16 protein-coding genes are annotated in these 21,834 nt (G+C 64.5%); 8 read left to right on the plus strand and 8 right to left on the minus strand.

The window, feature by feature from the left end; translation table 11 throughout:
• Nucleotides 1–6: 6 nt before the first annotated feature.
• The gene (locus RMO95_RS13730) at nt 7–579 is read left to right on the plus strand and encodes a TMEM165/GDT1 family protein (protein WP_310451198.1); all 573 of its coding nucleotides are present in this window, start codon (nt 7–9) and stop codon (nt 577–579) included.
• On the opposite strand, the gene recN is transcribed toward RMO95_RS13730, so the two are convergent.
• Nucleotides 576–2,228, minus strand: a complete 1,653-nt coding sequence (gene recN, locus RMO95_RS13735) for a DNA repair protein RecN (RefSeq protein WP_310451199.1) — start codon at nt 2,226–2,228, stop codon at nt 576–578. The two genes, RMO95_RS13730 and recN, sit on opposite strands and share 4 nt — an antisense overlap.
• A gap of 197 nt (nt 2,229–2,425) precedes the next feature.
• Entirely contained in the window at nt 2,426–3,304 is an 879-nt protein-coding gene (locus RMO95_RS13740) for an NAD kinase (RefSeq protein WP_310451200.1), read from the minus strand.
• 96 nt (nt 3,305–3,400) lie between these two features.
• On the opposite strand from RMO95_RS13740, the gene hrcA reads away from it, so the two are divergent.
• From hrcA to dnaJ, 7 genes are all read left to right on the plus strand, one after another.
• Nucleotides 3,401–4,420 (plus strand): heat-inducible transcriptional repressor HrcA, encoded by a 1,020-nt coding sequence (hrcA, locus tag RMO95_RS13745; protein WP_310451201.1) that lies wholly within the window; start codon nt 3,401–3,403, stop codon nt 4,418–4,420.
• A complete protein-coding gene (gene hemH / locus RMO95_RS13750; RefSeq protein WP_310451202.1) occupies nt 4,420–5,505 on the plus strand; it encodes a ferrochelatase in 1,086 nt (361 codons plus the stop codon). The genes hrcA and hemH overlap by 1 nt, the downstream gene beginning before the upstream one ends.
• 124 nt (nt 5,506–5,629) lie before the next feature.
• Nucleotides 5,630–6,076, plus strand: a complete 447-nt coding sequence (gene trxC, locus RMO95_RS13755) for a thioredoxin TrxC (RefSeq protein ID WP_310451203.1) — start codon at nt 5,630–5,632, stop codon at nt 6,074–6,076.
• Nucleotides 6,077–6,274: 198 nt separating this feature from the next.
• Nucleotides 6,275–7,897, plus strand: coding sequence for a methyl-accepting chemotaxis protein (locus RMO95_RS13760; RefSeq protein ID WP_310451204.1), 1,623 nt, complete (start codon nt 6,275–6,277; stop codon nt 7,895–7,897).
• A gap of 94 nt (nt 7,898–7,991) precedes the next feature.
• Complete coding sequence (grpE, locus tag RMO95_RS13765; RefSeq protein ID WP_310451205.1) at nt 7,992–8,579, plus strand: nucleotide exchange factor GrpE; 588 nt, start codon at nt 7,992–7,994, stop codon at nt 8,577–8,579.
• Nucleotides 8,580–8,661: 82 nt separating this feature from the next.
• On the plus strand, nt 8,662–10,605 hold the full coding sequence (gene dnaK, locus RMO95_RS13770) for a molecular chaperone DnaK (RefSeq protein WP_310451206.1): 1,944 nt from the start codon (nt 8,662–8,664) through the stop codon (nt 10,603–10,605).
• Between the two features lie 109 nt (nt 10,606–10,714).
• Nucleotides 10,715–11,833, plus strand: a complete 1,119-nt coding sequence (gene dnaJ / locus RMO95_RS13775) for a molecular chaperone DnaJ (protein WP_310451207.1) — start codon at nt 10,715–10,717, stop codon at nt 11,831–11,833.
• Nucleotides 11,834–11,884: 51 nt separating this feature from the next.
• On the opposite strand, the gene RMO95_RS13780 is transcribed toward dnaJ, so the two are convergent.
• The 6 genes from RMO95_RS13780 to RMO95_RS13805 form a co-directional block, all read right to left on the minus strand.
• Nucleotides 11,885–14,668: an EAL domain-containing protein gene (locus RMO95_RS13780; protein ID WP_310451208.1), complete on the minus strand. Its 2,784-nt coding sequence runs from the start codon at nt 14,666–14,668 to the stop codon at nt 11,885–11,887.
• Nucleotides 14,665–14,955: a circadian clock KaiB family protein gene (locus RMO95_RS13785; RefSeq protein WP_310451209.1), complete on the minus strand. Its 291-nt coding sequence runs from the start codon at nt 14,953–14,955 to the stop codon at nt 14,665–14,667. Before RMO95_RS13785 ends, RMO95_RS13780 begins: the two co-directional genes overlap by 4 nt.
• Nucleotides 14,952–16,697 (minus strand): circadian clock protein KaiC, encoded by a 1,746-nt coding sequence (gene kaiC, locus RMO95_RS13790; RefSeq protein ID WP_310451210.1) that lies wholly within the window; start codon nt 16,695–16,697, stop codon nt 14,952–14,954. The genes RMO95_RS13785 and kaiC overlap by 4 nt, the downstream gene beginning before the upstream one ends.
• A complete protein-coding gene (locus RMO95_RS13795; RefSeq protein WP_310451211.1) occupies nt 16,694–16,957 on the minus strand; it encodes a hypothetical protein in 264 nt (87 codons plus the stop codon). Before RMO95_RS13795 ends, kaiC begins: the two co-directional genes overlap by 4 nt.
• A gap of 152 nt (nt 16,958–17,109) precedes the next feature.
• Nucleotides 17,110–20,112 carry an EAL domain-containing protein gene (locus tag RMO95_RS13800; protein WP_310451224.1) on the minus strand — a complete coding sequence of 1,001 codons (3,003 nt, stop codon included), beginning with the start codon at nt 20,110–20,112 and terminating at the stop codon, nt 17,110–17,112.
• A gap of 60 nt (nt 20,113–20,172) precedes the next feature.
• Entirely contained in the window at nt 20,173–21,654 is a 1,482-nt protein-coding gene (locus RMO95_RS13805; RefSeq protein ID WP_310451212.1) for a sensor histidine kinase, read from the minus strand.
• Nucleotides 21,655–21,834 lie beyond the last annotated feature (180 nt).

A 21,834-nucleotide genomic window follows, 5' to 3' on the forward strand; every position in this document is an offset into this window, starting at 1 on the left:
GTCCTCGTGGAAGCCTTCCTGACCGCGACCACCCTGGTCGCGATCGCCGAAATCGGCGACAAAACCCAGTTGCTGTCCTTCGTGCTCGCCGCCCGACTGAGGAAACCCTGGGCCATCATCGCCGGCATCTTCGTCGCCACGGTGCTCAACCACGCCCTGGCCGGCTCGGTCGGCGTCTGGCTGGCACAGTTGATCGCGCCGCAATGGCTGCCGTGGATCACCGGCGCCGTGTTCATTGCCTTCGGCCTGTGGGCGCTGCATCCGGATTCGCTCGACGAAGACCCCAAGATCCACCCGGCCGGCGCCTTCGTCACCACCACGATCGCATTCTTCATCGCCGAAATGGGTGACAAGACGCAGTTCGCCACCGTGGCGCTGGGGGCTCAGTTTCAGGGGGCGCTGTTCGCCGTGGTGATGGGCACCACGCTGGGCATGATGCTGGCCAACGTGCCGGCCGTCATCATCGGCGAGAAGCTGGCCAAGCGCCTGCCGCTGCACCTGATCCGCTGGATCGCCGCCGGCGTGTTCATCGCCACCGGCGTCTACACCATGCTCGGCGCGCCGGCTGTTCCGGGCTAACCGATACCCAGCATCTCCGCCGCGTGGCGGCGCGTGGTGTCGGTGATCTTCTCGCCGCCGAGCATGCGGGCGATCTCGCCGACACGGGCGTCGCGGTCGAGCACACTGACCGAGGATGTCGTCGCACCGCCCTTGGTTTCCTTGGCGATCGACCATTGCCAGTCGGCTTGCGCCGCCACTTGCGGCAGATGCGTCACGCACAGCACCTGACGGCTCTTGCCCAGCTCGCGCAGCATGCGGCCGACGATCTCGGCCACGCGACCGCCGATGCCGACATCGACTTCGTCGAAAATCAGCGTACCGGCAGGATTGGCTTGACTGGCGATGACCTGCAAGGCCAGGCCGATACGCGACAATTCGCCGCCTGATGCCACCTTGGCCAGCGCGCGCAAGGGCTGGCCGGCATTGGCCGAGACCAGGAATTCGACGCTCTCCAGGCCGCTGGCGGCGCCATCGGGCAAGGCTTCCAGGGCAATTTCGAAGCGCCCGCCGGCCATCGCGAGTTCCTGCATGCCGGCCGTGACGGCCTTGGACAAAGCCTTGGCGGTCTTGGTGCGCAGGGCCGAAAGCTGCTTCGCCACCTGGCGGAACGCCGCTTCCGCCTTGGCTTCCCGCTCGGCCAGCGCCGCCGGGTCGGCGCGCAGCGTGAGTTCCGCCAGACGCGCCTGCAGCCGCTGCAGCAGCTCGGGCAATTCCTCCGGCGCCACCCTGTGCTTCCTCGCCATCTGGGTCACGGCGTCGATGCGGTTGTCGAGTTCATCCAGCCGCGCCGGATCGAGCTCCAGCCGGTCCTGATAGCGCCGTAGCGCCAGCGCCGACTCTTCGAGCTGGATCAGCGCACTCTCGAAAAGTTGCGCCGCCTCGCCCAGGGCAACGTCGTAGCCGGTCAGTTCCGTCAGACGGGCACCGGCGTGCTGCAGCAGCGGCAGACTGGCCGCCTCGCCTTCTTCCAGCGCTGCCAGCGCGGCGCTGGCGCCTTCCAGCAGGGCATTGGCATTGCCCAGGCGGCGCTGTTCCTGTTCGGTTTCCTGCCATGCGTCGGCATCGAAGGCCAGCGCCGCGAGTTCCTTCACCTGCCATTCGAGCAGTTCGCGCTCGCGCAGCGTGGCTTCGACATCCTTTTCCGCCGCGAGGCGCGCCTCGCGCGCCTCGCGCCAGGCGCCGTATGCAGCGGCGACGTCGCGCGCCAGCGCCTGCGCCCCGGCATGGGTATCGAGCAGGTCGCGCTGGGCGTCGCTGCGCAGCAGCGAATGATGGGCATTCTGGCCGTGGATGTCGGCCAGGAAATCGGCCACTTCGCGCAACTGCCCGAGCGTCGCCGCGGCGCCATTGATATAGGCGCGGGAGCGGCCGGCGCTGTCGATTACGCGGCGCAGCAGGCAGGCATCGCTGTCGTAGTCGTTGGCCTGCAGCCAGGCTTGCAGACCGCCGCCGGGCGCGACATCGAATTCGGCGGAAATCTCGGCGCGCTCGGCCCCACTCCTGACCACCGTCGCATCGGCGCGCTCGCCCAGCGCCAGGGACAGCGCATCGACCAGGATCGACTTGCCGGCGCCGGTCTCGCCGGTCAGGGCGCCGAAGCCGCCGCCGAATTCGAGTTCGAGACGGTCGACAATGACGAAATCGCGGATGGTCAGATGCAGCAGCATATTCAGAAGAAGAAAAGCTTATGAAGAAATCGTCCCCCAAGGGGACTTCCTTCGGGGCGTAGCCGCTGGGCCGCAGCGGGGTGCGGCCGGAGCGCAGCTACCGGAATGTACGCAGTTGTACATGAGGATAGCCGGGGTTGCAAAATGAGCCGCCCAATCCCCGATCCGGTTCGCGCAGTAGATTTATTCATAAGCTTTCAGCGACGGGGGGTCGAGCTCCAATGCAGCTTCTCGCGCAGCATCGCGAAATAGCTGTAGCCCGGCGGATGCAGCAGGGTGATGTTGTGGTGCGAACGACGGATGCGCACGACGTCGCCGGCACGGGCGTCGAAGCGCGTCTGGCCGTCGAAATGGACCCGCGCATCGTGCGGCGGCAGCAAAGCGATATCGATCGTGCAACTGTCGTTGACCGTGATCGGCCGGTTCGACAGCGCGTGCGGGCATAGCGGCACGATGGCGATGCCGGGCACCGCCGGATGCAGGATCGGGCCGTTGGCGGACAGCGCATAGGCCGTGGAACCGGTCGGCGTCGACACGATCAGGCCGTCGGCGCGCAGGACGTGGATCAACTCGCCGTCGACCTTCACTTCGAGTTCGATCATGCGGCCGATATCGCCCTTGTTGACCACCACATCGTTCAGCGCCAGCGTCTGGTAGGCCGCTGCGCCGTCGCGCAGCACCTCGGCATTGAGCAGGAACCGCTGTTCGCGGGAAAACTTGCCTTCGAGCAAGGCGGTGATGCTCTCGATCATCGCGCCCAGGGCGATGTCGGTCATGAAGCCGAGCCGTCCCTGGTTGATGCCGACCAGCGGCACGTCGAACCGGGCCAGGCTGCGCGCGGCATTGAGCATGGTGCCGTCGCCGCCCAGAATCAACGCCAGCCTGGCGCGGACGCCTATCGTCTCGTAGTCGGCGACCGAATAACCGTTGGCGCCGACGGCCGCCGCGGTGGCCTCTTCCAGCAACACCTCGACGCCGCGCTGGCGCAGGAACGCGGCCAGCGACAGCAGGGACTCGGCAATCTCCCGGCTCTGGTATTTGCCGATCAGGGCGATGGTCGGAAATGCGCTGTTCATGCCGCCGATTAAACCACAACGCCGCCGGCTTTTTGCTGACGGCCGCCTGCCGAAGTCCATGCGGAGACCGTCTGCCGGGCTGCTAGAATCAATGCCATGCTCGACTACCGTGCGCAAACCCTGCTGAAGACCCTGATCGAACGCTATATCGCGGAAGGTCAGCCGGTCGGTTCGCGCACGCTGTCGAAATACTCCGGCCTCGAACTGTCGCCGGCGACGATCCGCAACGTCATGTCGGACCTGGAGGAAATGGGCTTCATCGCCAGCCCCCACACCTCGGCCGGACGCGTGCCGACGCCATTGGGCTACCGGCTCTTCGTCGATTCCCTGCTGACGGTGCGGCCCTTGAAGAGCAGCGAGCTCTCGGAAATGCAGGACGCCATCCAGCCCGACCAGCCGCAACTGGTGATCAGCCACGCCTCGCAATTGCTGTCGCAGCTCACCGCTTTCGCCGGCGTCGTGGTGGCGCCGCGGCGGCAGCAGCCGCGCATCCGCCAGATCGAGTTTCTCAGCCTATCGGACAAGCGCGTGCTGCTGATCATCGTCACCGCCGACGGCGACGTGCAGAACCGCATCCTGTTCACCCAGCGCAACTACAGCCCGACCGAACTCATCGAGGCGGCCAACTATCTGAACCAGAACTGCCTCGGACTCGACTTCGACCAGGTGCGCGCGCGCGTGGTCGAAGAACTGCGCCAGTTGCGCGCCGACATGTCCGAACTGATGACCGCCGCGCTCAATGCCGGCAACCAGGCCATCGCCGACACCTCGACGCAATACGTGATCAGCGGCGAGAAGAACCTGCTCGGCGTCGAGGATCTGTCGTCGAACATGACCCGCCTGCGCCGCCTGTTCGATCTGTTCGAACAGCGCACCGGTCTGGCCCAGTTGCTGGAACTCTCCAGCCGTGCCGAAGGCGTGCAGGTGTTCATCGGCGGCGAATCCGGCATCGCGCCGCTCGACGAATGCAGCGTGGTCGCCGCGCCCTACGAGGTCGATGGCGAAATCGTCGGCACCATCGGTGTCATCGGCCCGACGCGGATGGCCTACGAACGCGTGATTCCGATCGTCGACATCACCGCCAAGCTGCTTTCGTCGGCACTCTCGATACCCTGATGCCCCACTACGCTGCCGAACCCGCGCCGAGCCACGGGGCGCAGCGTCGTACCGCCGTCCTGCTGGTGAATCTCGGCACCCCGGAAGCACCCACGGCAGCGGCATTGCGCCCCTATCTCAAGCAGTTTCTCTGGGATCCGCGCGTGGTCGAAATTCCGCGCGCCGTCTGGTGGCTGATACTCAACGGCATCGTCCTCAACCTGCGCCCGGCGAAATCGGCGGCCAAGTACGCGCGAATCTGGATGCCCGACGGCTCGCCGCTGAAGGTGCACACCGAGCGCCAGGCCAAGTTGCTCAAGGGCTGGCTAGGCCAAGCCGGCAATCCGGAGCTCGTCGTGGGCTGGGCCATGCGCTATGGCCAGCCTTCGATCGCCGGGGTCCTCGACCAGTTCAAGCGCGATGGTGTCGAGCGCGTGCTGGTGCTGCCGCTGTATCCGCAATACGCGGCCAGCGCCAGCGCCAGCGTGATGGACGATGTCGCCGACTGGATCAAGCGCAGCCGCAATCCGCTCGAATTCCGCTTCATCAAGCAGTTCCACGACCACCCCGGCTACATCGCTGCGGTGGCGGCGACCGTGAACGAACACTGGGCCGCCGGCGGCCGGCCGGACAAGCTGGTGATGAGCTTCCACGGCCTGCCGCGCCATTCGCTCGATCTGGGCGACCCCTATTATTGCCAATGCCAGAAAACCGGACGCCTGCTGGCCGAGACCCTCGGACTGGCACAGGAAGAATTCCTGATCACCTTCCAGTCGCGCTTCGGCAAGGCCGAGTGGCTGCAGCCCTATACCCAGCCGACGCTGGAAAAACTCGGCCGCGCAGGCACGGCACGGGTCGACGTGATCTGCCCGGGCTTCGTCGCCGACTGCCTGGAAACACTCGAGGAAATAGCCATGGAATGCAAGGCCGCGTTTCTGTCGTCCGGCGGCAAGGAGTTCCACTACATTCCCTGCGTCAATGAGCGGCCCGACTGGATCGCCGCGCTGGGGCAACTGGTGTCGGCCCATCTCGGCGGCTGGCCGCTGGCCGCCCAGGCCGATGCCGCCGCCGCGGGGCGCGCCAAGGCTCTGGGCGCCAAGAGTTGACGCTGGCGCCACGGCGCGGCACTTGAAGTCGGGATCGGCAGCCTTATATCAGTAACATCTGATATTTGGAGTGCATCATGTCCGAGCCCCTGATGAATCCCCTGCGTAGCGGACGGGCCAGCAAATGACGCTGACCTCGCCGCTACGGATTATCGTCGTCTGCCCGCATTGCCACGCCGCCAACCGCCTGCCGGCCGAACGCCTGGCCGACGGCGCCACCTGCGGCAAATGCAAGGCGCGCCTGTTCAGCGGCAAGCCGATCGAGCTCGGTGCGGCGAATTTCGACAGCCACATCGGACGCTCCGACATCCCGGTCCTGGTCGATTTCTGGGCGCCCTGGTGCGGCCCCTGCCGGACCATGGCGCCGGCCTTCGCCCAGGCCGCGCAACAGCTCGAACCGGAATTCCGCCTGGCCAAGGTCAATACCGAGGACGAACAGCAACTCGCGGCACGCTTCGGCATCCGCTCGATCCCGACCCTGGCGCTGTTCCGCAACGGCCGCGAAGTCGCGCGCCAGGCCGGCGCCATGGATACCGCCAGCCTGGTGCGCTGGGTACGCAGCCAGAGGTAGATTTCGCGGCAGACTTGTCGTTGATCCGCGGGCAGTTGCCATTCTTCGATCAGGGCGCAATGAGGGCCAGCGGGCTGTTTCTTGCCGAAGACGGTGGCGTCGGCAGCGCTCAGGAGATCGCATATATCGTAGGCAATACCCTGACATGGCGGGTCCGTCGTCATCGGCTAGAATGACGGCCCTTCGAAGGGAACGGCGATGACGCGTATTTCTGATCTGAAAATCTGGGTGCGGCTCACGGCGGCCATCTGCGTGATGCTGACGATCGCCGGGTCGACGTTGATTTTCTGGGAAAGCTACGTCAACCGGGAGACCGCGATCGGCCAGGCGCGCGATTTTTCCCTGTCGATGCACGAGGCGACGATGGCGGGACTGACCGGCATGATGCTCACCGGCACTATCGGCCAGCGTGAAGTCTTCCTCGACCAGATCAAGCAGTTGTCGATCATTCGCGACCTCAAGGTCATCCGCGGCGAAAATGTCAGCAAGATGTTCGGCCCGGGCAACGCGAAGGATGCCGGCGCCAGCGACGACATCGAAAGGCAAGTTCTGAGCAGCGGCCAGGAATTCAGCGCCGTCCAGTCCGACGAGAAGGGTGAATACCTGCGTGTGGTGAGACCGGCACTGGCGTCGAAGAACTATCTGGGCAAGGACTGCATCGCTTGCCACCAGGTGCCCGAAAAGTCCGTACTCGGCGCCATCAGCATGAAGATTTCCCTGGACCAGGTCAATGAAGCGGTGGCGACCCAGCGCATCAAGTCGCTGATTGCCGCCATGGTCGTCGGCATTCCCCTGCTCGCATTCATCTACCTGTTCATCCGCAACTTCATCACCGCCCCGCTGGACAAGATGGTGGCCGGCCTGCGCGACATTTCCAGCGGGGAGGGCGACCTCACGCGCCGCCTGGAGATCCGTAGCAAGGATGAGATCGGCGACGCCGCCGAAGCCTTCAACCGCATGATGGAAAAATTCAGTGCACTGGTGCGCCATGTCAGTGAATCCGCCGGCCAGGTCTCGTCCGCAGCCCATACCTTGTCCGCCAGCGCGGGCCGGGTTGCAGCGAGTTCGACGCAGCAGGACGCGAAGTCTTCCGCTGCGGCGATGGCTGTCGAACAGATGCTGGGCAGCATCGGCTCGATCGCCCAAGGCATGGAAAAGGTGCATCAGCAGTCGCGCGAAAGCCTGCGCCGCTCCGGCGAAGGCAATGAAAGCCTGTCGCGCCTGATCGGCGAAGTCGGCCAGGTCGAAGCCACGGTCAAGGAAATCGCGGATTCCGTGACCGAGTTCGTCAGGAGCACCGGATCGATCACCAACATGACGCGCCAGGTCAAGGACATCGCCGACCAGACCAACCTGCTGGCACTCAATGCCGCGATCGAAGCCGCCCGTGCCGGCGAGCAAGGCCGCGGCTTTGCGGTCGTCGCCGACGAAGTACGCAAACTCGCCGAGAAATCGAGCGCTTCCGCCAGCGAAATCGACACCGTCACCCACACCCTGGCCCAGCAGGCGGAAGTGGTGCGCCGGTCGATCGAAAGCGGCCTGGATCACCTTGCTTCGAGCCAAAATTCCATGGAAACCGTGGCGGAAGTCCTGTCCACCGCGAGCACGTCGGTCACCGAAGTCGGCCGCGGGCTGGACGCCATCGCCAGCGCCACCGACGAACAGCGCCGGGTCAGCGGTGAAGTGGCGCAAAACATCGAGTCGATTGCCGCCATGTCGCGCGACAACGCCCACGCCGTGGAACAGACCGCGGCCGCGGCACAGGAAATGGAAGCCCTGGCGGAAAAGCTGCAAAGCACGGTCGGCCGCTTCCACACTTAGAGCCGTGTTAACAGGCTCTTAAATTCTTGCACCGGGGGCTTGAAGCCGCCGGATTCACCCTCATATGCGACGGGTTTCTTCAGGAGCCCGACCCATGCAGGAAAATTCAAGCACCCCCAACCCCGACACCCAGGCCTTGCCCGATACCGGCACCGTATCGCCAGAGCCGACTATCGAGCCGACACCCGACACCACGGTGATGCCCAGCCTCGAAGACCTGCTGAAGGCCGCCGAACTCAAGGCCGCCGAACACCACGACGCCTGGCTGCGCGCCAAGGCCGAGACCGAGAACGTGCGCCGCCGCGCCCAGGACGATATCGGCAAGGCCGGCAAGTTCGCGGTCGAGAAGTTCTCCGGCGAAATGCTGGCGGTCAAGGACAGCCTCGAAGCCGCGCTGGCCAGCGACAACCAGAGTGCCGAGCATCTCAAGGAAGGCGTCGAACTTACGCTGCGCCAGTTGATCGCGGCCTTCGAGAAATCCGGCCTGGCCGAAATCAATCCGCTCGGCCAGAAGTTCGATCCGCACCAGCATCAGGCCATCAGCCAGATCGAGGCCCCGGACGCCGCCACCGAAGCCAACACCGTGCTCAACGTCCTGCAGAAGGGCTATGCCCTGCACGGACGCGTGATCCGCCCGGCGCTGGTGGTGGTTTCGAAAGCAAAAGCAGCACCGGCGGCTTGAAGCCACCCGCAATACCCCCATATCAGGCATAGAGATTCGCTGCGGAACATCCCCGGCGAGCAACATTCTTAAAGGAAAAATCATGGGCAAGATCATCGGCATCGACCTCGGCACCACCAACAGCTGCGTCGCCATCATGGAAGGCGGCAAGCCCAAGGTCATCGAAAACGCGGAAGGCGCGCGCACCACGCCCTCCATCGTCGCCTACGCGGAAGACAATGAGATCCTCTGCGGCGCCGCGGCCAAGCGCCAGGCCGTGACCAATGCCAAGAACACCCTGTATGCCGTCAAGCGCCTGATCGGCCGCCGCTTCGAGGAAAAGGAAGTGCAGAAGGACATCGACCTGATGCCTTTCAGGATCGTCAAGGCCGACAACGGCGACGCCTGGGTCGAGGCGCGCGGCAACAAGATGGCGCCGCCGCAAGTCTCCGCCGAAGTGCTGCGCAAGATGAAGAAGACCGCCGAAGACTACCTCGGCGAGGAAGTCACCGAGGCCGTGATCACCGTGCCCGCCTACTTCAACGACAGCCAGCGCCAGGCCACCAAGGACGCCGGCCGCATCGCCGGCCTCGATGTCAAGCGCATCATCAACGAGCCGACCGCCGCCGCGCTGGCCTTCGGCATGGACAAGCAGGAAGGCGACCGCAAGATTGCGGTGTATGACCTCGGCGGCGGCACTTTCGACATCTCGATCATCGAGATCGCCGAACTCGACGGCGAGCACCAGTTCGAAGTGCTGTCGACCAACGGCGACACCTTCCTCGGCGGCGAGGACTTCGACCAGCGCCTGATCGACTACGTGGTCACCGAATTCAAGAAGGAACAGGGCGTCGACCTGAAGAACGACGTGCTGGCCCTGCAGCGCCTCAAGGAAGCCGCGGAAAAGGCCAAGATCGAGCTGTCCTCGGCGCAGCAGACCGAATTCAACCTGCCCTACATCACGGCCGACGCCACCGGGCCGAAGCACCTGGCGATGAAGCTGACCCGCGCCAAGTACGAAGCGCTGGTCGAAGATTTGATCGAACGCACCATCGCGCCCTGCCGCATCGCCATCAAGGATGCCGGCGTCAAGACCTCCGACCTCACCGACGTGATCCTGGTCGGCGGCATGACGCGGATGCCCAAGGTGCAGGACAAGGTCAAGGAATTCTTCGGCAAGGAACCGCGCCGCGACGTCAATCCCGACGAAGCCGTGGCCGTCGGCGCCTCGATCCAGGGCGGCGTGCTGCAAGGCGAAGTCAAGGACGTGCTGCTGCTCGACGTGACTCCGCTGAGCCTGGGCATCGAAACCCTGGGCGGCGTCATGACCAAGCTGATCCAGAAGAACACCACGATCCCGACCAAGGCGGCGCAGACCTTCTCCACCGCCGACGACAACCAGAGCGCGGTGACCATCCACGTCCTCCAGGGCGAGCGCGAGATGTCCAGCGGCAACAAGAGCCTGGGCCAGTTCAACCTGTCCGACATTCCGCCCTCGCCGCGCGGCATGCCGCAGATCGAGGTCACCTTCGATATCGATGCCAACGGCATTCTGCACGTTTCGGCCAAGGACAAGGGCACCGGCAAGGAAAACAAGATCACCATCAAGGCCAACTCGGGACTGTCGGAAGCCGAGATCCAGGCCATGGTGCAGGACGCCGCGGCCCACGCCGAGGACGACCACAAGGCCCGCGAACTGGTCGACGCGCGCAACCAGTGCGATGCCATGGTGCATTCGATCAAGAAGTCGCTTGCCGAGCACGGCGACAAGCTCGACGCCGACGAGAAGTCCGCTATCGAAACCGCGATCAAGGATGCCGAAGCCGTGCTGAAGGACGGCGACAAGGCCGCCATCGAAGCCAAGACCGAGGCGCTGGCCAAGGCCTCGCAGAAACTCGGCGAGAAGGTCTACGCCGACTCGCAGGCGGCGGCCGGTGCCGCGGGTGCGGCCGGTGCGGGTGGCGCCGCGGGTGGCGGCGAAGCCAAGAAGGACGACGGCGATGTAGTCGACGCCGAATTCACCGAGGTGAATGACAAGAAGGCTTGAAGCGACGCGCATTTGCAGCAAGCGTGCCGCTTCAGGTGGCCGGGTCCAGGCGGAGGCAGCTCACCGCTTGGCTCGGCCTTTGTGCTACATAGAGAGATAGCGAATCGAAATGGCTAAACGCGACTACTACGAAATCCTCGGCATCAACCGCGACGCCTCCGACGAGGACATCAAGAAGGCCTACCGCAGGCTGGCCATGAAGCACCATCCGGACCGCAATCCGGACAACCCCAAGTCGGAGGATCATTTCAAGGAGGCCAAGGAAGCCTACGAGATTCTTTCCGATGGGCAGAAGCGCGCCGCCTACGACCAGTACGGCCATGCCGGCGTCGATCCGCAAGCCGGCATGGGAGGCGGCGCGGGCGGTTTCGCCGATGCCTTCTCCGACATTTTCGGCGACATCTTCGGCGGCGGCGGCCAGCGCGGCGGTCGCTCCAACGTCTACCGCGGCGCCGACCTGCGCTACAACCTCGAAGTCACCCTGGAAGATGCGGCGCGCGGCACCGAAACCCGCATCCGCATCCCGACCATGGCCGAATGCGAAACCTGCAGCGGCAGCGGCGCCAAGAAGGGCAGCGAACCCAAGACCTGTCCGACCTGCGGCGGCCACGGCCAGGTGCGCATGCAGCAGGGTTTCTTCTCGATCCAGCAGACCTGCCCGAAGTGCCACGGCACCGGCCGTTACATTCCCGACCCTTGCGGCACCTGCCATGGCTCGGGCCGCGTCAAGCAGCACAAGACGCTGTCGGTCAAGATTCCCTCGGGGATCGACGAAGGCGACCGGATCCGGCTCAGCGGCGAAGGCGAGCCGGGCGTCAATGGCGGCCCGCCGGGCGATCTCTACGTCCAGATCCACCTCAAGGCCCACGCTGTATTCCAGCGCGACCACGATGACCTGCATTGCGAAATGCCGCTCAGCTTCGCCACCGCGGCGCTCGGCGGCGAAATCGAGATCCCGACGCTGGACGGCGTCGCCAAGCTCAAGGTGCCCGCCGAAACGCAGACCGGCAAGGTCTTCCGCCTGCGCGGCAAGGGCATCAAGGGCGTGCGCTCGGCGGCCCACGGCGACCTGCTCTGTCACGTCGTGCTGGAAACCCCGGTCAGCCTCACCGACCGGCAGAAGGAGCTGCTGCAGGAGTTCGAGGAGATCAGCAAGGGCAACGCCCAGCGCCACAGCCCGCGTGCGCAGAGCTGGCTCGATCGCGTCAGGGATTTCTTCGGCAGTTGAAACCCGCCGCGCGCCGCCAGGAGTTGGCGCTGGCGACCCGGCGACAGGGTGTCAGGCAGCCGTGGCGGATGATGCCGCCAGGTATCTGGCCTCGAAGACATCGACCGGCAGCGGCTTGCTGAACAAATAGCCCTGCATCTCGTCGCAGTTGAGCAAGAGCAGCAGACGCTGCTGCTCTGCGGTGTCAACGCCTTCGGCCACCACCTTGAGCTTCAGCGCATGGGCCAGGTCGATGATGGTGGACACCAGCGCCAGACCTTGCGGCCCCGCCGTCATGTCGATGACGAAGGAACGGTCGATTTTCAGCGTATCGATCGGCAGTCTGGAGAGGTAGCTGAGCGAGGAAAAGCCGGTGCCGAAATCGTCGATCGCGATGCTGACGCCCATGGCGCGAATCGCCTGCAGGCTGGCGATGTTGTGCCGGATGTCCTCCATGATCACGCTTTCCGTGATTTCCAGTTCCAGCCCGGCCGCCGCCTGCGCATCGACGCCGATGGCCTCCTCGACCTCGGCGATGAAGCCACGCTGGCGCAGTTGCAGCGGCGACACGTTCACCGCGATGCGCACGGCCGCGAAGCCCGCCGCACGCCAGCGTAGATAATCGGCGATGGCCTGGTGCAGCGCCCAGCGACCGACGTCATGGATCAGTCCGATTTCTTCCAGGACAGGGATGAAGCGGATCGGCGGCACCAGTCCGGTACGCGGATCGTTCCAGCGGATCAGCGCCTCGGCGCCGACCAGTTTGCCGCTGACGAGGTTCACCTTGGGCTGGTAATGCAGCACGAATTCGTGATTGTGCAGCGCCTGGCGCAACTGGTTCTCCAGGCTGAGGCTGGCAGCCGCCGTCGCGGTCATGGTCTGGGTGTAAAACAGGTAGCGCTCACCGCTGGCCTTGGCGCGTTTGAGCGCGGCCTCGGCGTTGCGGAACAAGGTATCGGCATCCGTGCCATCTTCGGGATACAAGGCGACGCCGACCTTGGCGGCGACACGGAACACGGCGTCATTGAGGCGGAATGGGTGCTCCACCAGCGCTTCGATGGTCGTTTCGAGCTGGCGCGCCACGTCGCAATCCATCTTCACTTCCGGCAGCACCACCGCAAAATGGTCCGCGCCGACGCGCGCCAGCAGGCTGGCGTCTTCCACATGGCTCGTCAGCCACTCCGCCACCAGGCGCAACAATGCGTCGCCAGCCGGCCGGCCGAGGCTGTCGTTGATGTTCTTGAAGCGTTCCAGGTCGATCAGAAACATCGCCAGCTTATGCCCGCCGGCCACTGCGTTGCGCAGGTGCTGCGCCACCCGTTCGAGAAACAGGCTGCGGTTGGCCAACCCGGTCAGCGGATCGTAGTAGGCAAGATAGTTGAGTCTTGCGCCCTTTGCCAGGTGGTCGATGGCAAACCCGATGTCGCCGGCCAGTTCGGTCAGCAGTTTCAACTCCTCCTCGTCGAAGAAGCCGGCTTCCTCGGCATACAAGGCGAGCACGCCGACCGTCTCGCCGGAAACCAGCAAGGGCAGGATCGCCATTGAGCGGGACCCCCGCTGCGCATGCTCCGCCTTGAATACGACACGGGGATCGTTCGGTACATCGTTGGTAAATACCGGCACCCGATCCCGAATCGCCATTGCGCTCAGGGTATTCCCGCGCGGCGTTTCCTCGGCCAGCGAGAAGCGCTGATTGACCAGTGTGGCGGCATCCATGGTGGTACCGGCTGCGGCGAGCGGCACCAATTCCATGGCAGCCTGGTCGACCAGGCCAATCCATGCCATGAGGAATCCGCCATCCTCGACTGCGATCCGGCACGCCTCACGGAACAGCGCGTCGCGATCGGCGACGCGCACGATCAAGGCGTTGATGCCGCTCAGCACCGCATATACGCGATTCAGCCGGCGGATGCGGTTTTCCGCCTGCTTGCGTGCCGTGATGTCGCGCACCATGGTCACGATCGTCCAGCGGCCGCCCGACCACTGCGCATGGCGGCGCAATTCGACCCAGAGCGAAGCACCATCGGCGCGGCGCCAGAGCAATTCAAACGGCTCTGCGTCCACCCCGCTATCGATGATGGCGTCGAAATCGCCTTCGACTTCGGCGCGCGACTTGCCCAGCAAGCGCATCGGGCCCATGGCAAGCAACTCGTCGCGCGTCTGGTTGGTCTGTTGGCAGGCGGCCTGGTTGACATGGATATAGCTCATCGTCGTGCGATCGGTCAGGAATATCCCGTCAGCGATGGTGTCCAGCGCCGAAACGAAACGTCGCAGCGCCTCTTCGCCGCGCTTTCGCTCCGTGACGTCGAGGTGCATCACCACCACTCCGACCGGGGGATCGTCGGCAAAGGGAGTTGCCGTCATCAGGAACCAGCGCTGCTGCGTCGGCGAATGGCAGGGATATTCGAGTGAATAGCTCTTTGCGCCACCGCCCGGAGCCAGCACGGAGCGGATGCCGACGGCGGCCTGCCGCGCCTCGGTCGCACCGTCGCCACTTGCGCTGTCGCAAAGCGCCAGGTAATCGACACCGATCCCGAATTGCGGTCCCTGCAGCGCATTCGTCGCAGCGAACTGCCGCCACGCGTCATTCACCGAGATGATGATGCCATGGGCATCGAGCAAGGCGATATGCGCGGGCAGGGCATTGAGGATGGCGGCCTGCTTGGCGGCTTCGCTGTGTCGCAATTTCTCCTGCACATGCCGCAGCAGGAAGGTGCGGCCTTCGCTGTCCGTCACCCCATCCACCTCGCCGGCCGTCAGTTCCTCCAGGCGCTGCCCCGTCGCATGCAAGGTGGCGATCAGCGCGGCAATTTCATCGTTCGCCGCCCCCGCAGGCGGTGATCTGACGGCTTTCATCCGACGTCGCTCACCAGACCCAGGGCCAGCAGCACGGTCTGCGTCTGACTCAGGGTGCCGACAATCTTTCGCGCTGGCGGCGGCGTGCGCAGCACCAGGGTCGGGGTCATGAAGATGCTGTCCGCCAGCGCGCGCTTCGGTTCCCGGAACACGTCGACGATTTCGATCTCGTACCTGTCCGGCAGGTAGGCCCGGCAGAAGGCGGCAAGGTTGGCGATGGCCAGCGTCGAGTTCGGCGCTTCGCCGGCGACATAGAGCCTGAACCTGAAAATTCCGCGCTGGCTCATGGCGGAGTCGCTTTCCTCACCGCGGTCGTCGCATCCGCCCCGCGCAGCTCCTGCATCTGGGTACGACCGCGCGACAGCTCCCCTTCGTGGCTCTGCGTGGTGCGAACCAGCAAGGCCTTCTCGACCTGCTTGGCCACCAGTTCCGTCTGCAGCGACTTCACCCGCACTTCAAGCTCGGCTTCCTCGGCGTCGAGCCTGAGGCGCTTGAGTTTTGCGGCGGCATCGGTGGCCTCGGTGGCGACGCGCTCGGCGCGTTCCTTTTCCCAGCGCAAGGTGCCCATCAACACCTCGCCGCCGGCCGTGTAGGTATCGGTCAGGGTCACGCCGGCATCGCTCAGGATCAGCTCCCGCACCTGGTTCGAATGCGCCGTGCCGCGGGACTTGACGATGGACAGGCCGCGGTTGCGCTCGCCGGCCTGGATCAGGTAATTGAGGTGGATCCAGGTATCCACCAGGGCGGATATCTGCAACTGCGAGCCGCCTTCCCCCTGGCCCGACATCTCGTCGAGCAGGCTGGTGCAGACCAGGGTGGTGCCTTCGCCCTTGGACCAGTCGATCAGGCGGTCCGCCACGCTCTGCGTGCTCAGGTCATTACCGGATTTCGACCACGCCGATACCGGATCGATCACCACGCAACGTGCTCCGTGCTCCATCGCCAGCGCCTTGATGCGCACCAGGTAGGTCTCGGCGCTGCCGGTGATGGCGCGGGACGAGATCATGCGCAAGCTGCCGTTCTTGACGTAACGATCGAGCCGGATGCCGACCGAGCGCAGGTTGCGGATCACCTCGGTGCTGTTGGTGTCGAAACAGACAAACATGGTGCGTTCGCCGCGCCGGCAAGCCGCCTCGGCAAACGCACCGCTCAAGGTGGTCTTGGCGGTGCCGGAAAATCCTGTGATCAGCACGCTGGCGCCGCGGTAGTAGCCGCCGCCCAGCATCGTGTCGAGCCGCTCCACGCCGCTGGAAACGCGCTCGTTGCTGACCTTGGCATCCACCCGGCTCAGCGTATGCGCAACAGCAACCTCGAAGCCGCTGTTGCCGATCAGGAAGGCCGATTCGTTCTCGTCGAAGCCCGAGCCGCGATACTTCTGCACCCGCAGACTGCGTTGCGACACGCCCAGCACCACGCTGTGGTTCAGCATCACCGCGCAATCCACCATGAATTGCATGAAGCCGAAGGGCTGCGGGCTGATTGAAATCGTCTCGTCGCCGCCCGCCTTGAGGGTGATGATGCCGGTCAGTTCGCGTGCCAACAGCCACTCATGCAGACGATAGATCTCGCGTCGTTTCAGCGCCGGATCGGGCAACAGGGCCAGGACGACATCGAGGGCATCGAACACGATGCGCCGCGCGCCCAATTCCTTGGACTTGGCGTCCAGTGCCGCGAGCAAACCGCAGAGATCGAAATCCCCCGACTGGACCAGGTCGGCCAGCGGCTGGGCGTCCATGAAATACAGCTTCTTCTTCTGCAGGGCCGCGAGGTTCCAGCCGAAGCTCTCGGCATTGGCCACGACGCGCGGCGAAGACTCCTCGAACGCGACGAAGATACCCGGCTCCCTGCACTCCTGCGCACCGTGCACCAGAACCTGCAGCCCGAAAATCGTCTTGCCCGAACCGGGTCCGCCCACCAGCAGCGTGGTGCGACCGCGCGGCAGGCCGCCGCCGGTAATTTCATCGAAACCGGCGATGCCGGTCGACGCCTTGACGGCCAATTTGGCGGCGGACGCCCGGGCGGACGTCATGATTGTGCGTCCAGGCAGCACCACTGACTCAGCCACTGCCGTGGCGTCACGCAAAGAATCTCGTCCACCTTGCCGGCAGTTTGCTCGGCCATCGGCGACCGATTCCCGGCCGGGCGCGGCGAGCCCTGTCGTCTGTCAGGGATGGTTTGCAAGGGATAGACGAATGACTTGGGCTCACACCCGGAATCCGACCGCGACCAATGCGGACTGCATCCGGTCTCGCGATCCAGAATCTCGGCGTCTGGATTGATTGTGGGCATGATTCGCCTCCTGCGGTGAACTGACAGGATCGCCCATACCACTGTCATGGTCTGTACGCCAGCACACACAAGCCGCGACGCACGCGGGCGTACTCGACTGCGCTTGTATCCGTTACCGCAAGAGTTGGCGCTGGCGACCCGGCGGCTCCGCCTCAGGCGGCCGGGTCGGACGACGCAGCCAGGTATCGAGCCTCGAAGACATCCGCCGGCAGCGGCTTGCTGAACAAATAGCCCTGCATTTCGTCGCAGTTCAGCAGGCGCAGCAGGCGTTGCTGCTCCACGGTTTCGACACCTTCGGCCACCACCTTGAGTTTGAGCGATTGGGCCAGGTTGATGATGGTCGATACCAGTGCCAGGCCTTGCGGTCCGGCCGTCATCTCGATGACGAAGGAGCGGTCGATTTTCAGCGTATCCACCGGCAGCCGGGCGAGGTAGCTGAGCGAGGAGAAGCCGGTGCCGAAGTCGTCGATGGCGATGCTGACACCCAGGTCGCGGATCGCCTGCAGGCTGGCAATGTTGTGCTTGACGTCCTCCATGATCACGCTTTCGGTGATCTCCAGTTCCAGCCCGGCCGCCGCGTGCCGATCGATACCGATGGCCTGTTCGATCTCGGCGACGAAGCCGCGCTGGCGCAGTTGCAGCGGCGACACGTTTACCGCGATGCGCACGGCCGGCAGGCCTGCGGCGCGCCAGCGCAGGTAGTCGGCGATGGCCTGGCGCAGCACCCAGCGTCCGACCTCGTGGATCAGTCCGGTTTCCTCCAGCATCGGAATGAAATGGCCCGGCGGCACCAGGCCGGTGCGCGGATCGTTCCAGCGGATCAGCGCCTCGGCGCTGGTCATCCTGCCGCTGGCGAGGTTCACCTTGGGCTGGTAATGCAGCACGAATTCGCGATTGTGCAGAGCCTGGCGCAACTGGTTTTCCAGCGTCAGCTTGCCGGCCACGGCGTCGGTCATCTTCTGCGTATAGAACAGGTAGCGCTCGCCGCCGGCCTTGGCCGCCTTGAGCGCGGCCTCGGCATTCCTGAACAGGGTGTCGGCGTCGGCGCCGTCATCGGGAAATATTGCGGCACCGATCTTGAAGGGTATCCGCAACACCGAGTCATGCAGACGGAACGGATGGTCCAGAAAAGCGCCCATCTTGTTTTCCAGGAGCTGGACCAGGTCGCCTTCCTGCCGAACTTCCGGCAACACGGCGGCGAAATGATCGGCACCCAGGCGCGCCAGCATGCCCGGATCGCCGAGATCGCGCACCAGCCACTCCGCCACCAGTTTCAACAGCGCGTCGCCGGCCACCTGGCCGAGGCTGTCGTTGATATTCTTGAAACGCTCCAGGTCGAGCAGGAACACGGCCAACTTGTGCCCGCCGCTGACGGCACTGCGCATGTATTGCGCCATCCGCTCGAGGAACAGGCGGCGGTTCGCCAGCCCGGTGAGCGGATCGTAGTAGGCGAGATAGTCGATCTGCTCCTGCTTGGCGATGTGATCAATCGCAAAACCGATATCGCCGGCAAGTTCCGTCAGCAGTTTCAATTCCTCGTCATCGAAGTAGCCGGCCTCCGCGGCATAAAGTGCGAGCAGGCCCACCGCCTCGCCGGAAACCAGCAGCGGAAGAATCGCCATCGAACGCGATCCGCGCCGCGCATGCTCATCCTTGAACGCGACTGCGGGATCGTTCGGCACGTCGTTGGTAAAAACGGCCCTCTGCTCGCGAAGCGCCCTCGCGCTCAGGGCATTTCCCGCCGGGGATTCTTCCCGCAAGGAGAAACGTTGATTAACCAAGGCCGCGGGATTCTGTGTCGTGCCCGCCGCGGCGACCGGCACCAGCTCCATGGCATCCCGATCGACAAGGCCGATCCAGGCCATGCGGAATCCGCCCTGTTCGACCGCGATCCGGCACGCATCGCGGAACAGCTCGTCGCGCTCGCCAACGCGCACGATCAGCGTGTTGATGCCGCTCAGCACGGCGTACACCCGGTTCAGGCGCTTGATCTTGATTTCCGCCCGCCTTTGCTCGGTGATGTCCTCGCCGATGCTTGCCGTGCCGATCACGTCGCCGGCCCCCGAACGCAGCACGGAATTGTTCCAGCGAATCAGCCGGCGCTCGCCCGCGCGCGTCAGGATCTCGTCTTCGCGATGCCAGGATTCGGGCAGGTCGGCGAGCAGCGCGGCATAGGCGGTAGTCCACTCCTCGACTATTTCGCGGGGCAGAAAAATCTCCGGCCAGCTTTTGCCGATGACTTCCTCGTGCTGCCAACCGGTCAGGCGCAGCAAGTAGGCGTTGCAGAAGGTGATGCGCGATTCGCGGTCGAGCATCTGGGAAACCAGCTGCACATTGCGCAGCAGGTCGCTGAAGCGACGCTCGCTTTCGCGCAATTCCTGCATGGCCTTGGCGCGTTCGGTGACATCCTTGGCGACACCGGCGAAACGTACGATTGCTCCGGCCTCGTCGCGCACCGGGAAGATCCGCGCCTGGATCCAGCGAATCGAGCCGTCCGGACGCACGATCCGGTAGTGATCCTCGAAACTGCCGGTTGGCGCAGCCTGATGTTTCTTGTAATTGTCATAGACCGCGCGGCTGTCGTCCGGATGAATCGCCGCGGTCCACGATTCGGGATCGGCGTAAAGGCTTGCACAGCTGCGACCCCAGATTTCCTGGTAGGCCGGGCTGATGTACAACATCTGCCTGCGGTCCGCACTGACGAGGAAAAACACGTCGCGGATATTCTCCGCCATTTGCCGGAATCGCGTTTCGCTGTCGGCCAGCGCTTCCTGGGCGCGGCGATGGGCTGCGCGCATTTGCGTCTCTTTCAGCTCGCGTTCCAGAGCCGGCGCGAGCCGCTCCAGGCTTTTCTTCATCACGTAGTCGCTGGCGCCGGCATTCATCGCGTCCACCGCTGTTTCCTCGCCGATGGTGCCGGAAATCAGGATGAATGGAATGTCGAGGTCGGCGGCACGGAAAATCCCGAGAGCGTCCAGTCCGGTGAAGCCCGGCATGCTGAAATCCGAAATCACCGCATCCCACTGCTGTCGCGTCAGCGCAGCCGTCACCGCCGCGGCACTGTCGACGCGCTCGTGCTGCACATCGAAACCGCCGCGTCTCAGCGTCCGGATCACCAGCGTGGCGTCGTCGTCCGAATCTTCGACCAGCAACACTCTCAAGGACGTCCTCATTGGTCCGCCCGTCCCGGCAGCGGCGCATGGTCCGAACGGCACTCAAGCAGCGGGCAGGTCTGCATGCCGACCATGGTCATGGCCCATGTCTCCCAAGGTAAAAAAGAAAGTCGCCCCTTTGCCCTCCCTGGCTTCCGCCCAGATTCCTCCGTCGTGCCGACGGATGATGCGTTGGGTGATTGCGAGGCCGATTCCGGTCCCCGGAAAATCGGCGGCGCGGTGCAGTCGCTGGAAGGCACCGAAAAGCCGCTGCGCGTGTGCCATGTCGAATCCGACGCCATTGTCGGCGACGAAATACAGGCTTCTGCCGTCGCGCTCCAGCGTGCCGACACAGATCGTCGCATTTTCGGTCCTGGCCGTAAACTTCCAGGCGTTCGCAATCAGGTTTTGCATGGCGATCTGCATCAGGCCTGGATCGGCCGTGATCGTCATGCCGTCCTCGATCGCCCATTCCACGCTCCGCCCGGAGCGATCGCCCTGCACGGATGCGGTGATGCCCCGCGCGATCCCGCTGAGATCGACCGGCTGCAGTTTCAGCTCGGCCCGCGCCACCTGCGACAGGCGCAGCAAATCGTCGATCAGCAGCCCCATGTGCTGGCTTGCAGCCCGAATGCGTCGCAGCGCATCCTTGCCCTCGTCGTCCAGCTTGTCGTCATAATCCTCAAGCAGCACCAGCGAAAATCCGTCCATGGCGCGCAGCGGGCCGCGCAGGTCGTGCGATACCGAATAACCGAAGGCTTCCAGTTCCCGGTTCAAGGCGGCCAACTCCTGGTTGCTGCGCTCGACCTGCATCAGCGAATTTTGCAGCGATTGCTTCATGCTGCCGAGGTCGCGCGTCAATTGGCCTATCTCGTCCGTGCCGCCTTTCCCGAACTCGAAACTCCAGTTCCCGGCCGCGACCTGCTGGGCCGCATGCTGCAGCCTGGCGACCGGTTCGAGCACATGGCGCTGGATCGACCACGAGCCGCCGATCTGGATCAGCGCGATCAGGCCCAGCCCCGAGAGAATGACGACCAACAGCCTGCGCTGTGCGTCGTTGGCGCGCCGGGTTGCGAGGTCGATCAGGCGAAAGGCGGCGGTAAAATTCTCCTGCTGGAGAGCGAAAATCCTGCTGAGGAGCTGAGCCTCGGAACTTCGGTTCAACCGGAAGTCCGCTGCTGCGGGGACAGCGGCGGTGAGCGAAATCAGTTCGCCGAAGATTTGCCGCACCTGGATCCTTCTGGCACCCACACCGGCCAAGATTTCGCGGTCCGTCGCATCGGAAAAGCGGGCAGTTGCAATCACCCGATCGGCGCGCTGCGAAACTTCATACCACTTCGCGCGTTCCTGTTCCCGGTGGTTGAGCGCGTATTCGAGAGTCGCCAGCCTCAGGCCGCTGAGCGTGCGCGCGATTTCCGAAGCCTCGCGCCGCTGGCGGCCGGCGTCCTCGACTGCAGCATAGGTCCACCAGATTGCCAGCGCGATGATGCCGATCACGGTCAGCAAAATCGCTGTTGCGATCCTTTCCCGGGCGCGGACCTTCATTCGCCGACCTGCAGGTCAAGGCGCCGCAGGCGCCAACCTCGATCCGATCGCACCGGGCACCCTATGCACTCCGCATTCGGCCCGTGGTCGACAACCGCATGATCCGAATTGATTGCAGACATACACGCCTCCAGCCAACTCCTGCCGAAATCGGAAAGTATGCGCTTGTTTTATGCCATC

This window comes from Sulfuritalea sp. (genome assembly GCF_031426875.1).
GTDB lineage: Bacteria > Pseudomonadota > Gammaproteobacteria > Burkholderiales > Rhodocyclaceae > Sulfuritalea.